We start from the raw sequence: 14202 nt of genomic DNA, 5'->3' as shown, positions 1-14202 counted from the left end.
TTGCTAATTTATAACAAATTAGTTATATATAAAGCTATTCATTTTTTCCATGAATAAATTGTTAAATTTGGGATTGCCAAACATAGGCGTTTTGTAAAAACAGCCCAGTTAACAGTAAAAATCCTCCTACTTGAGGATATTCCATACCGAGAGAACAAGCAATTGATTATGAAGTATAAATTTTTAATTCCCTTTTTATTTCTTTGTACGCTTAGGCCAGGCCAAGCTCAAGAAAACCTGACATTTCAAAAACCGCCAGCGGAGATTTTGAAACTTGCCGATTTTCAAAGACCTCCTGTCATCCGTATCAGCCCGGATAAGAAATGGGTTTTGTTTCAATATAGACCTACTTATAAAACCTTATCGGAATTAGGGGTGGAAGAAACCAAACTAGCAGGCTTGCGAATTAATTCCCTAGCAGGTATCTCCAGTACGGAAACCTATTATGATGGGTTAAGCATACAATCCGTTGATGGTAAAGAAACATTTAAGATCAATTTGCCCGTAGAAGCTTTGATCTCCAATATTGAGTTTTCACCAGATTCTAAGAAAATAGCATTTACAAACACCAAAAATTATGGTGTTGAACTGTATGTTTTTGATGTTACAACTAAACAATTGACGAGAGTAATACAAGAGAATTTGAATGCTGTGCTTCATTCACCTTTTACTTGGTATAAAACATCCGATCGTCTATTAGTAAGCTTTAGAGGATCAACCAAGGTTAGAATGGATTCGGAAGATTTACCTAAGGGGCCAATTATTTCAAGTTCTGATGGTCAGATCTCACAGTTACGGACCTATCAGGATTTATTGAAGACTCCTGCTGATGAAGAGCAGTTCCAAGAATTGGTGACTTCCTCCTTAGCTTGGGTAGATTTAAATGGAAAGATTACCAAGTTCAAGGATGAAGATATGTACTTGAATTCTTCCTTTTCTCCGGATGGTCAATATGTGATGATCAGCACCTTGAAAAAGCCATTCTCGTATGTGGTTCCTTTCAATAGTTTCCCGCAAGAGGTGAATGTTTATGACCTTCAAGGAAATCTAGTGAAGAAAGTAAATGAGACTCCACTAATGGAAATTATGCCAAAAGGCTTCTCATCAACTAGACCTGGAAAACGCTCGATGAACTGGCGCTCTGATAAAGCTGCTACACTGACTTTTGTGGAAGCATTAGATGGTGGAGATGCCAATAAACCTGCTGAATACAGAGATGAGTTGTTCGTTTGGGAGGCACCATTCCAAGCAGCACCTAAATCACTTATGAAAATTAAGGATCGCTATGCTGGTGTGAATTGGGGGAATGATGAATATGCATTGGTAAATAGCCAATGGTATGATACCCGTAACAGCAAAACCTATTTGTTAAATCCTACTACTGGTGCAAATAAAGTGATCTATGATCGAAATAACCAGGATATTTATTCTGATCCGGGATCTCCATACCGCGATAAGAATGAATTTGGAACTTACAATATGTATATCAAAAATGGTAAAAGTTATTGGGTAGGATCGGGATTTACTAAGGAAGGTGAGTTTCCATTTATTGAGGAGTACGACTTTAAAACAGGAAAGAAGAAACGTCTATATACGGCAAAGGAATCTGACATGCAAGAGCGTATAAGCTCGATTGTGGATATAGAAAAGGGAGATATTTTAGTTTCTCTTCAGTCAGCTACTCAGTTCCCGAATTACTATACCAAGAACATTAAATCTGGAAAGCAAAAGGCCGTTACGCAGATTGAAAACCCTTTCTCTTCTTTGGATAAAGTCCATAAGGAGGTTTTGAATTATAAACGTAAGGACGGTGTTGAACTATCTGGAACTTTATATTTGCCAGCTGGATACGACAAGACAAAGAAAGAGAAATTACCTTTGTTAATTTGGGCTTATCCACGTGAGTATAAGGATAAATCTACAGCAGGACAGAGTACAGCAAATCCGAAAGAATTTACATTCCCAAGTTATGGTTCATTTATCTATTGGGTAACTCGAGGATACGCGGTTTTGGATAATGCGGCATTCCCAATCGTAGGAGAGGGCACGCAGGAGCCTAATGATACCTTTATTCCACAGCTTGTAGCCAATGCAGAAGCTGCAATTGATGCGGTAGACCAATTGGGTTATATAGATCGTAAGAAAGTTGCAGTAGGAGGACACTCTTATGGTGCATTTATGACGGCTCACTTATTGGCTAATTCCGATTTGTTTGCAGCGGGTATTGCTCGTTCTGGTGCTTATAACAGAACATTAACTCCGTTTGGTTTCCAATCCGAACAACGTAATTTCTGGGATGATCCACAATTGTACATGACAATGTCTCCATTCATGAGTGCGAATCGTGTTAAAACGCCAATCTTATTGATACATGGTGCTGCGGATAACAATCCAGGGACTTTTACCCTACAAACAGAGCGTTATTTCCAAGCATTGAAGAACCTTGGCGGAACAGCTAGGATGGTCATCTTACCTCGTGAATCACACGGTTATGCCGCTAAAGAAAATATTTTCCATGTACTTTGGGAACAAGATCAGTTCTTAGAGAAGTATTTGAAATAAGACCGCTGCGCTGTTAGACATGAGATATGAGACCGCTTCGCTGTTAGATAAGGGTATAGTGGGATATATTGATTGTTTATAATTTGATTTTTAATCTCAGGATAGCGAAGGTCTAATCAGTAAAATCTGAGAAAGCGTTCTTAATCAAATAAAGAAGCGATAGATGTTAACATCTATCGCTTCTTTTATTGGTATTGTCTGTTCTAAATTCTTGTTATTAGATAGAGAAGGGATGTTAGATAGGTTAAAAGTCTAACATCTACCAGCAAAGCGGTCTCAAATCTAATAGCACAGCGGTCTCATCTCTATTTCGCCGCTTTCACCATCATGCTTAAGCCGTAGGTCCCCCAGACGATTTGAATCTTTCCGGATTTATCAGCGGTTATTTTGAGGCGTTCTTGGGAGGTAGTGCGAGTTTCGTTGTCTACGATAAAGCGTAGAGCATCATCTTTTTCTTCATATTTTGTTCCCCACTGTTTCCAGGTTTTATTGAAGATAATGACTGTTTGATTTTCTCCGGGGATGGTATGAAGACCGTATTTTCCAGCCATTAGGTTTTCACCATTGATGGTTACATTTTTATCAAAGGAGATGGTTGTTGTTTCATTAGCACCAGTACGCCATCTTTGGCCTACTTGTGCGACGTCAATACCAATTTGGCGACCTTTTAATGCAGGGCTAGAATATTTGATTTCGATGGTTACCCCATCGGTGGTGGTTACTTTGCTGCTGTCCGGTGGACTTGCCTTTTGGGCTGGTGCTTTTTCTTGTGCGAAGCCTAGTCCGCCAATCAGTAAAAAGCAAATGAGAATCAGTTGTGCTTTCATGTGTTCTTTAATTATGTTTATATTGTTTCGTACTAAAAATAAGAAATAGCCAATAAAAAAATTAATGAAGGCCAGGCATTTCAAGATTCTCCATGGCAGATCTCTCTGATATGAACAATGTTCTTCTTAAAAAGTTAGCTTATTGACGATTATAGTTAAATCCAATGGAAATAATGGTGGATGTACTTAGATGTGCAAGCATTTAATCGTGTAACAAAAGGGAGGTTTTTTATTGAAATGTAACAAAGAATGCCTTGAATTGTTGCAGATAAAAAGCAACGGCCGACCATTTGGTCAGCCATTGCATCTACTTTATTGTGGAGGGTTAGTTGCGTTTTTAAACCAAATATTCAAATAATGTTTGGTCTTTGTTGACTTCAATGAAGTCAAATTTGTAAGCTTTTAAGCGTTCTATTAATGAAATATAATCATTTGGATTGTTTAATTCAATACCTATTAACGCTGGACCTCTTTCTCTTTCTGTTTTTTTGATGTATTCAAAACGCGTGATATCATCTTTTGGACCAAGTACTTCGGTTACTAAAAGACGTAATGCACCTGGTCTTTGAGGAAAGCGTACGATGAAATAATGTTTGAATCCTTCATATAGTAAAGACATCTCCTTAATCTCACTCATTCTGTCAATATCGTTGTTTCCACCGGAAACAATACATACGACTTTCTTTCCCTTAATCTCCTCTTTATGGAATTCCAGAGCGGCAATGGAAAGTGCTCCTGCAGGTTCTGCAACAACAGCATCTTTGTTGTAAAGCTCTAAGATCGTGGTACAGATCTTTCCTTCAGGAATGGATTTTACGCTGTCCAATAACTGCGAACTAATATCATAATTCAATTTGCCCACTTTCTTTACGGCAGCACCATCAACAAATTTATTGATATGAGCCAATTCTATTGGTCCTCCGGCTTCTAGTGCAGCTTGCATAGAAGGTGCACCTTCAGGTTCAACACCAATGCATTTCACATTGGGAGCATGTTTCTTTAGGTAATAGCTCACTCCAGAGGATAATCCTCCTCCACCAATTGGAATGAAAACCACATCAACCTCTGGTAGGTCCTCTAGGATTTCAACAGCGACAGTTCCTTGTCCTTCGATGACCTTCAAGTCGTCAAATGGTGGAATAAAGGTCATGTTGTTCTGTGAGGCATATTCCAATGCGGCACGTTGGCAATCATCAAAAGTATCGCCGGTTAAGACGATTTCAATGTTGCCATTTCCCCACATTTCTGTCTGTGTGATTTTTTGTCTTGGAGTAGGACCAGGCATAAAGATGACACCTTTAATGTTTAATCTTTTGCAAGATAAAGCTACTCCTTGAGCGTGATTCCCAGCACTCGCACAGACAACGCCTCTAGAAAGGTCTTCCTCCGATAGACTGCTAATCTTATTGAATGCTCCACGCAATTTGTAAGAACGCACGACTTGAAGATCTTCTCTTTTAAGATAAATCTCCGCAGCATACTTCTCAGAGAGATGGATGTTATATTGTAAAGGCGTTCTTGTGATAACGTCCTTTATGCGCTCTTTCGCTTGTACAGAGTCTATGGTTAAGGTAGATAGGTCCAAACTCATCTGTTGTTTTTCAAGTATTTTAGAGATTAAAAAGGCTGGATACCCAGCCTTTCAATTTAATTATTTTCAACTAGGGTCAAAAGGTCATCGTCACAGATGTCTTTTTTAGCATCTGCAAGGACTAAAAAGCGTTGGTAGGTGTCAGCCAAGCTGTCCTTATCCAAATGATAACCTAGGCGCTCTAAGTGGTGTTTTAAGGCATGACGGCCAGAGCGTGCTGTTAGGATAATATCTGCTTCTTCCAAGCCTACATCTTCCGGACGAATGATCTCGTAGTTTTCGCGGTGTTTAAGGAAACCGTCTTGGTGGATTCCTGAACTATGTGCAAAAGCATTTCGACCAACAATAGCCTTGTTTGGCTGTACAGGCATGTTCATCATTTCACTTACCTTACGGGAAATGTAGGTGAACATTTTGCTGTCGATATTGGAGCTTACATTTCCAAAGGCTTGGTTATGGACTTTTAAAATCATTGCTACTTCTTCTAAGGAAGTGTTTCCAGCACGTTCGCCAATACCATTGATGGTACATTCTACTTGGCGAGCACCATTCTGAATGGCTGCAATAGAATTTGCTGTTGCTAATCCCAAGTCATTATGACAATGTGCAGAAATAATCGCCTGATCAATATTCTTTACATTTTCTTTCAAGTATTTGATTTTAGCACCGTATTGATCGGGAAGACAGTATCCATTGGTATCAGGAATATTAACTACTGTAGCACCAGCACCAATTACCGCTTCGATCATCTTAGCTAAGAATTGTAGGTCAGCACGGCCAGCATCTTCAGCATAGAACTCTACATCCTCTACATAAGATTTAGCATGTTTTACAGCTGCAACAGCACGTTCTAGAATCTCTTCACGTGTACTGTTGAACTTGTATTGAATGTGCATATCTGAGGAGCCAATTCCAGTGTGGATACGTGGTCTTTTCGCATATTTAAGGGCTTCAGCAGCTACATCAATATCGTTTTTGTTTGCACGGGTTAATGCACAAATCATGACATCGTTTACAGCTTTAGAAAGCTCCACAACCGATTGGAAATCGCCTGGGCTAGATACAGGAAAGCCAGCCTCAATAATATCTACGCCTAGACGTTCTAAGTCCTTAGCAATTTCTACCTTCTCAGAAGTCGTTAATTGACATCCGGGAACTTGTTCACCATCGCGTAGGGTGGTATCGAATATGTATAAATGATTAGGATCGTGTAACATGGCAATCTATTTTATGTTTATACCTTGGTTAATTTACTTTAAGAATTCTAATACTTTGGCACCCATTTCTTCGGTTCCAAGTATTTTATCACTAGCTGTGTCCGCATTGACAATATCGCCTGTTCTCCAGCCCGCTTTCAGGGTTTCTGCGACAGCGTTGGTAACTTCCTTAGCTTCATCCTGTAAGCCAAAGGCTATATCCAACATTAATGCTGCAGAAAGAATTGATGCTAATGGATTTGCTTTGTTTTGTCCTGCAATATCATGAGCAGAACCGTGAATAGGTTCAAAGAAACCTGTGCCATCACCAATGGAAGCAGATGCTAACATGCCCATAGATCCTGCAATTTGAGAAGCCTCATCTGTTAGGATATCACCAAATAGATTAGCGGTTAAAACCACATCAAATTTCTTTGGATTCTTCACTAATTGCATCGCGGCATTGTCGATGAACATGTGTTCTGTTTCTACATCTGGGTATTCTTTAGCAATCTCTTGCACCACTTCACGCCACAGTCTTGAGGTTTCTAACACATTGGCTTTATCTACAGAACATAATTTCTTATTACGGGTTCTAGCAGCATCATATGCTTTACGAGTGATACGCTCTACCTCGTAACGGTGGTAGTTCATTAAATCGGAAGCAAATGTGTTGTCTTCATTGCGGTTTTTCTCACCGAAATAAACATCCCCAGTTAGCTCGCGGAAGAAAAGAATATCTGTTCCTCTTAATACTTCAGGTTTTAGACTGGAAGCATCTAATAGTTCATCAAATAGAAGAATTGGGCGTAAATTAGCATATAAGCCCAGTTTTTTACGTATTTTCAACAAACCTTGTTCCGGGCGTACCTTTGCAGAAGGGTCGTTGTCATATTTAGCATGGCCGATAGCACCAAATAGGATTGCATCGGATGCTTTTGCTTTTTCTAATGTTTCATCAGGAAGAGGGTTTCCAGTTGCCTCAATGGCAGTATGCCCCATAATAGCCTCGTCAAATACAAACTCATGATTGTATTTCTCAGCAATACGGCTTAATACCTGCTTACCCCAGGTGGTCACTTCTTGTCCAATTCCATCTCCAGGAATTATAAGAATGTTCTTCTTCATATATTATAAAACGTTTTCTACTTTATATTCAATGGCTTTTATTTCACCATGCGATAATTCAATTCTGTGGTCAATGCAACTTGGCAATTGACTTTCATAATGACCTACATAAATGAGGGTTTTGCCATGTTGGCAAAGCTCATCCACCACATCATTAAAGTAACCTGCCTGTTGGCTATCTAAGCCCTGGCAAGGTTCATCCAACACCAATAGGGGAGGATTTTTGATAATGCTTCTAGCTAACATAGCCAAGCGTTGTTTTCCCAAAGGAAGGGTATAAAGAAGTTGATCTTTATCCTCTGTTAGATCAAAGAATGCCATAAGCTCTTCAATCTGTTTCTTTTCATGGAATTTTACGTCGATAAACCAACCGATACTATCGTAAAATCCAGATGCTAAAGTATGCCACACCGTCGCTTGTTGGTCAAAGTACCAATGCATCTCTGGGGATACCATACCTATCTTTTCTTTAATGTCCCAAATGCTCTCACCAGAACCTCTTTTACTGCCAAAAAGCGTAATGTCCAATCCATAGGATTGGGGATGATCTCCATTGATCAAACTCAATAGGGTCGACTTACCAGAACCATTTGGCCCTTGCAATAACCATTTCTCGCCCACTTTTACTTCCCAGTCAATTCCTTTTAATACCTCTTTCTCACCATAACGAATACGAACCTGATTCATCTTCACCATAGTATCATAGTCGGTTGCAGGTATGGCTTTAAGGAATTCTGGTAGATTCTTTTTTGCGCGAACAGCATCTTTGCTCAAGTCATCTTGGTTGCTTTCCTGCACTAACTTACCATCTACAATATGTGCGTAGCGGTTAATGCAATTAGGCAAATGCTTATTATTACTGATTAACAATAATTGAACACCATCATTTGCTAATTCGTCCAACCATTGGTTTAATACAAGTCTAGATTGCTTATCTAAGCCAGTATAAGGCTCATCAATGATTAAGAATTGTGGTTTCAACCACAGTCCCTTGACCAATTGTAATTTCTTATGCTCACCACTGGAAAGCTCTATCAATTGCGCGTCCAATACCCCCTCATAACCAAAGTCTACTAACTTCTGATGAATATTACCTAAGTCAAGGTTTTCCTGTTTTGCAAAGTGTTCTAACTCTGCACGGACAGTGAGGGTGTCTTGACCTTGATGGCGATTATAACGTTGTTGGTAATAGAAATTACGATCTCCTTCTAGGTTGGTGAATTGATACCAATTCGAGATGTATGTGGTTTTTGCTGGAAGACTACTGGATGGGTCATATTGAATATGTACCTGTCCAGCAGTTTTCAAATGTCCAGCAATAATTTTTGCCAAAGATGTTTTGCCTGATCCACTTTTTCCTGCCAATAGGTAGTTTTCACCCGGTAGGATAGTCCATGAAAGATCTTGCAAGATGCTTTTTCCAGCAAATGCTAAGTTCAATTGATCGATATGGACTCGAATCGACATATTATTTTAGTTGGCTCTATTTTGTTCAAAAGTTTCAATCTCTGCTTTGTGGCTTAGGATGAAGTCGATATCATCATAACCATTTATTAAGCAAGATTTCTTGTAAGGATTGATCTCAAATTCATAAGAATCTCCAGTCTTAGCAATCGTAACAGTCTGCTTTTCTAGATCTACTAGAATTTCTGCATTGGGATCTTCATAAACCTGTTCAAAGATTTTTTCTAAGAATTCCTCAGGAACTGTAATTGGCAATACCCCATTGTTTAATGCATTTCCTTTAAAGATGTCCGCGAAGAATGAACTGATCACCACATCAAAACCATAATCTTGAATCGCCCAAGCAGCGTGTTCACGTGATGAGCCACAGCCAAAGTTCTTTCCAGCTACCAAGATTCTTCCATGGAATGTTGGGTTATTCATTACGAAGTCAGACTTTGGCTGATTGTCACTGTCAAAGCGCCAATCGCGAAATAAGTTATCACCAAATCCTTCACGCGTCGTTGCCTTCAAGAAACGTGCTGGAATGATTTGATCGGTATCTATGTTCTCTATAGGTAATGGTACTACCGTAGAGCTTATTTTTTCAAATTTTTTCATGCTACTTTTTATTGTTAACAGTAGGAGTTAAAGATTATTGATAATGCTCAACAACTGGAAATGGATCATAAAAATGATGTAGAAGAGTCTTCCAATCTTGATAAGCTAAAGAAGTTCTAAATCCAATAGTATGGTCTTCGATGGTTTTCCAATTGACCAAAAGGATATATTTGTCTTCTGCTTCAATACACTTTTTCAGTTGAAGATCGATAAAACCTTTTTGTGCTTGAATAATAGATTTTGCTTGGTCGAAAGCCTTTTCAAATTCAAGAGATAATCCCGATTTGATATGTAAGATAGCGACTTCTAAAATCATATTGATATCAGCAACAAGAATGGTAATTTATCTTTTATACAAGTTCTCTTACATCCACTATTTTACCAGTTACTGCTGCTGCAGCGGCGGTCAAAGGACTTACCAACATGGTGCGGGCATTTGGTCCTTGTCTACCTTCAAAGTTTCTATTGGAGGTGGATACACAGTATTTACCAGCAGGAATCTTATCTTCGTTCATACCAAGACAAGCTGAACATCCCGGTTCACGCAACATAAAGCCCGCCTCTTCAAATACTTTATCAATACCTTCCGATTTAGCTTGTGCTTCTACTTGTTTAGAACCTGGTACAATCCATACTTCTACATTATCTGCCTTGTGTTTTCCTTTTACAAACTCAGCAACCTGACGAAGGTCTTCAATACGTGAATTGGTACAACTTCCGATGAACACATAATCTACTGGTTTACCAATTACTTGGTCTCCATCATGGAAGCCCATGTAGTCCAAAGCTTTTTGGTAAGATGGTTTTTCGTTCTCCGGTTGTGATGCTGTAGTTGGAATTGCCTCAGTAATTCCAATACCCATACCCGGGTTGGTACCATAGGTAATCATTGGCTGAATGTCAGCTGCATCATATGTCAATACTGCATCAAATTGCGCATCATCATCTGAATACAACGTTTTCCAATAGCTTAATGCCTTATCCCATTCTTCACCTTTAGGTGCAAATTCGCGTCCTTTAACATATTCAAATGTAGTCTCATCAGGAGCAATTAAGCCACCACGAGCACCCATTTCAATACTCATATTACAGATGGTCATACGACCTTCCATACTTAAAGAACGAATAGCAGAACCAGCATACTCTACAAAATAACCCGTACCTCCAGCTGCAGAAATCTTGGAAATGATGTAAAGGATGATATCCTTTGCACCAACGCCTTTACCTAATTCACCATTGACTTCAATCTTCATGGTTTTAGGTTTCTGCAACAATAAACATTGGGTAGCAAATACCTGCTCCACTTGGGAAGTACCAATACCGAAGGCAATGGCTCCAAATGCTCCATGAGTCGAGGTATGGCTATCTCCACATACCATGGTTTTACCAGGTTGGGTAATACCCAATTCAGGACCGATGACATGTACAATCCCTTGGTATGGGTGTCCCAAACCATAGAGCTCAATGCCAAATTCTTTACAGTTTTTTGTTAGCATATCCACTTGATAGCGTGATAGCTCTTCTTTGATTGGTAAATGCTGATTCAATGTTGGGACATTGTGGTCAGCAGTGGCTACGGTTTGTTGTGGGCGGAATACCGGTAATCCACGCTTGCGTAATCCATCAAAGGCTTGTGGGGAAGTCACTTCGTGAATCAAATGGGTGTCGATATATAACATATCTGGAAACCCTTCTTGACTCTTGACGACATGTGCGTCCCAAATTTTTTCTACTAATGTTTTTCCCATTTCTCTCTCTTACGATACTTGGTTTGTTATTTCAAAAGGGTAAAATTACGAGAATCATAATTTTACCCTAGAAATCATCTTCTAATTTACGAAAAATTAAACAGTTTTGATAGCCTTCATAGCAGTCATTGCTTTACGCAACTTTCTACCTACTACCTCAACTTCGTGATTACGTAGTTTTTCATTAATCTGAACCAATTTTACGTTGTCCACCGCAGCATCTTTTCCTTCATTGTAATTTTTTCCTACCACATCAGTATCGATCTTTTTCATGAAATCCGCTAATAATGGCTTACATGCCTGGTCGAATAAGTAACATCCGTACTCAGCTGTATCCGAAATAACACGGTTCATTTCAAATAATTTTTTACGAGCAATTGTATTAGCGATCAATGGTGTTTCGTGTAGTGATTCGTAGTATGCTGATTCTGGTTTAATACCTGCCTCAACCATAGTCTCGAATGCTAATTCAACACCTGCACGAATAAATGCAGACATCAAAACATAGTTGTCGAAATACTCTTGTTCTGAGATTTTAACATCACCTGCTGGTGTTTTCTCAAAAGCAGTTTCACCAGTTTCTGCACGCCATTTCAATAAGTTTGAGTCACCATTTGCCCAGTCTTCCATCATTGTCTTGGAGAAATGTCCTGACATGATATCATCTTGGTGCTTTTGGAACAATGGACGCATGATATCTTTCAATTCTTCAGATAATTCAAAAGCTTTCACTTTAGCTGGATTGCTTAAACGATCCATCATACCGCTTACACCACCATGCTTTAAAGCTTCGGTGATTACTTCTACACCATATTGAACTAATTTTGAAGCATATCCTGCATCAATACCTTTTTCTACCATCTTGTCAAAAGATAAGATAGAACCCGTTTGCAATAAACCACAAAGGATAGTTTGCTCACCCATTAAGTCAGATTTTACCTCTGCTACAAAAGATGATTTCAATACCCCAGCACGGTGACCACCAGTTCCAACACAATAAGCTTTAGCTTCTGGCCATCCTTTACCTTGAGGATCATTCTCCGGGTGAACTGCAATAAGGGTCGGAACACCAAATCCTCTTAAGTATTCAGCACGTACTTCTGAACCTGGACATTTTGGAGCTACCATGATAACTGTAATATCCGGACGGATTTGCATACCTTCCTCTACAATGTTGAAACCATGTGAGTAGGATAGAGTAGCACCTTCTTTCATCAATGGCATAACCGCATTGATTACTGAAGTATGTTGTTTATCAGGTGTCAAGTTGATCACCAAGTCTGCAGTTGGAATTAACTCCTCGTAAGTGCCTACGTTGAAGTTGTTGTCCGTTGCATTTTTCCAAGAATCTCTTTTTTGTTCAATAGCTTCTTTACGTAAAGCGTAAGATACATTCAGCCCGCTGTCTCTTAAGTTCAAACCTTGGTTTAAGCCTTGTGCACCACAACCTACGATTACGATTTTTTTACCTTTTAAAGCATCTACGCCATCAGCAAATTCTGCGGAGTTCATAAATTCTGCTACACCTAATTGGTCTAATTGCTCTCTAAGAGGTAATGTGTTGAAATAATTTGCCATTGTTATACTTTCTTTTTAATATTTTCTTTTCAGAATTGTGTTATTTATTGATTGTTGATTATACGTTTTTGTGCTACTGCATAGCCGAAGTGCATATTGTCATGCCCACTTGTGGTCACCAATACGTCTTCTATGGAATTTAAAGTCGCGAAGTATGTGCCAGTCTCATAAGGGGTAATGATATCAAAAACACCCTCTTTATAGTCTGCTTGGATAGCTTCGATACTTTCTATAGCGATCTTTTTTAACTCGTCAACTTCTTCTTGTTTTACGAAGTAAGCTGGTTTAGTCCCTTTAGCATAAGAGTCCACATATTTCACCCAGTTCACCCCTTCGCGAATCCCAGTACGCGTGTAAATAAGGGTCTGTGTACTGACAACGATATGTCCGAAGTTCCAGATGATGTTGTTGTTGAAACCAACTGGTATCTCATTAAGTTGATCTAAGGTCAATGTATCCAAAAGTTTGATGAATGCCTGACGACTGTCTATAATGAATTTGAAAACTTGATCCATATTAATCCTCCTTTTGTTCAATAGGCTCGTTAAAAGTAATGTGGTTTCCAAAGGGATCAGTTACTTGAACTGCATAGGTCCCATAGAATGTCTTTTCGTAGCCCGGTCTATTGTATTTATAGTTTTTTCTACTAAGTTCTTCGTGATAAGCTTTTAGATCTGTGCAAATAATATAGGTTCTTGCTCCTGGTGTCGCATCTCCATGATGCTCACTTAAATGCAAAGTCATGCCATCTTTGGATACTTGCATATAAATAGGCGAATGATCCTCAAAACGGTGTTCCCAATCGATCTTGAAACCTAGCCAATCAATATAAAACTCGATGGCTTTGGCATAATCAAAAATGCGGAAAATAGGAGTGACTTGTGTTATTTGCATGGAATTCTATTGTTTAAAGCTTACATGGTGAAAACCTTGTCTTGCTGATCGAGGTATTCATTGCCTACCACTTCTTCCGAAGGCTCCTCCTGCTCGAACTGTTTCAGTTTCGAGTGGAAACCTGCGCTATCTTTAATGATAGCGATACGAGCCCCGCGGACAAATTCAATAAGCTGGTATTTGCCTAACTCTTCTGTTAAACGATCAATCTCCTCTCTGTGACCAGCCGTTTCGAATACAATATAGTCATTTCTAATCACGACTACATTCGCACCGTATTGACGCAACAATCGCTCTACATATGCTTTTTCAGCAATGATATCAGCAGGCACTTTATATAGCGCTTGCTCTTGCCAGATCAATTCATCATTGGTGTTGTAATAAGCTTTCAACACTTCAACTTGTTTCTCGATCTGACGACATAATTTACGAACCACTTCCTCAGACTCGGTAATTAAGATCGTGAAGCGGTGAATACCTTCCACCTCTGAAGGTGATGTATTCAAACTCTCGATGTTGATCTTACGTCTGGAGAATATTCCTGAGATGCGTCCAATCATCCCGATGGAGTTTTCAGTATATAGGGTTACGGTATATTCTTGCTTTTCCATTTC

The 14202-nt window shown here is 39.2% G+C and carries 13 protein-coding genes; 1 reads left to right on the top strand and 12 read right to left on the bottom strand.

What is annotated here, in order from left to right; all coding sequences use genetic code 11:
* The first annotated feature begins 168 nt into the window (after positions 1-168).
* Positions 169-2562, top strand: coding sequence for a prolyl oligopeptidase family serine peptidase (locus ACP6L2_RS15965; RefSeq protein WP_440510293.1), 2394 nt, complete (start codon positions 169-171; stop codon positions 2560-2562).
* 305 nt (positions 2563-2867) lie between these two features.
* On the opposite strand, the gene ACP6L2_RS15960 is transcribed toward ACP6L2_RS15965, so the two are convergent.
* The 12 genes from ACP6L2_RS15960 to ilvN form a co-directional block, all read right to left on the bottom strand.
* Positions 2868-3389: a DUF2911 domain-containing protein gene (locus ACP6L2_RS15960; RefSeq protein WP_440510292.1), complete on the bottom strand. Its 522-nt coding sequence runs from the start codon at positions 3387-3389 to the stop codon at positions 2868-2870.
* Between the two features lie 337 nt (positions 3390-3726).
* On the bottom strand, positions 3727-4980 hold the full coding sequence (ilvA, locus tag ACP6L2_RS15955) for a threonine ammonia-lyase IlvA (protein ID WP_440510291.1): 1254 nt from the start codon (positions 4978-4980) through the stop codon (positions 3727-3729).
* A 56-nt stretch (positions 4981-5036) separates the two neighbouring features.
* Complete coding sequence (locus ACP6L2_RS15950) at positions 5037-6197, bottom strand: 2-isopropylmalate synthase (protein ID WP_344674957.1); 1161 nt, start codon at positions 6195-6197, stop codon at positions 5037-5039.
* Between the two features lie 33 nt (positions 6198-6230).
* Positions 6231-7304, bottom strand: a complete 1074-nt coding sequence (gene leuB / locus ACP6L2_RS15945; RefSeq protein ID WP_440510290.1) for a 3-isopropylmalate dehydrogenase — start codon at positions 7302-7304, stop codon at positions 6231-6233.
* A 3-nt stretch (positions 7305-7307) separates the two neighbouring features.
* Positions 7308-8771 (bottom strand): ATP-binding cassette domain-containing protein, encoded by a 1464-nt coding sequence (locus ACP6L2_RS15940; protein WP_440510289.1) that lies wholly within the window; start codon positions 8769-8771, stop codon positions 7308-7310.
* A 6-nt stretch (positions 8772-8777) separates the two neighbouring features.
* Positions 8778-9368: a 3-isopropylmalate dehydratase small subunit gene (gene leuD, locus ACP6L2_RS15935; RefSeq protein ID WP_440510288.1), complete on the bottom strand. Its 591-nt coding sequence runs from the start codon at positions 9366-9368 to the stop codon at positions 8778-8780.
* A 34-nt stretch (positions 9369-9402) separates the two neighbouring features.
* Positions 9403-9684, bottom strand: a complete 282-nt coding sequence (locus ACP6L2_RS15930; protein WP_440510287.1) for an antibiotic biosynthesis monooxygenase family protein — start codon at positions 9682-9684, stop codon at positions 9403-9405.
* A gap of 34 nt (positions 9685-9718) precedes the next feature.
* Positions 9719-11116, bottom strand: a complete 1398-nt coding sequence (gene leuC, locus ACP6L2_RS15925) for a 3-isopropylmalate dehydratase large subunit (RefSeq protein WP_440510286.1) — start codon at positions 11114-11116, stop codon at positions 9719-9721.
* A gap of 96 nt (positions 11117-11212) precedes the next feature.
* Entirely contained in the window at positions 11213-12694 is a 1482-nt protein-coding gene (gene ilvC, locus ACP6L2_RS15920; RefSeq protein WP_440510285.1) for a ketol-acid reductoisomerase, read from the bottom strand.
* 44 nt (positions 12695-12738) lie between these two features.
* On the bottom strand, positions 12739-13209 hold the full coding sequence (locus tag ACP6L2_RS15915; protein WP_440510284.1) for a DinB family protein: 471 nt from the start codon (positions 13207-13209) through the stop codon (positions 12739-12741).
* A gap of 1 nt (position 13210) precedes the next feature.
* A complete protein-coding gene (locus ACP6L2_RS15910; protein ID WP_440510283.1) occupies positions 13211-13588 on the bottom strand; it encodes a glyoxalase superfamily protein in 378 nt (125 codons plus the stop codon).
* Between the two features lie 20 nt (positions 13589-13608).
* The gene (gene ilvN, locus ACP6L2_RS15905; protein ID WP_440510282.1) at positions 13609-14199 is read right to left on the bottom strand and encodes an acetolactate synthase small subunit; all 591 of its coding nucleotides are present in this window, start codon (positions 14197-14199) and stop codon (positions 13609-13611) included.
* Positions 14200-14202: the final 3 nt, after the last annotated feature.

Source organism: Sphingobacterium lactis (assembly GCF_051951495.1).
Classification (GTDB): domain Bacteria; phylum Bacteroidota; class Bacteroidia; order Sphingobacteriales; family Sphingobacteriaceae; genus Sphingobacterium; species Sphingobacterium lactis_A.
Note: the sequence above shows the minus strand (reverse complement) of the source record. Positions and strands in the feature narration are given on the sequence as shown.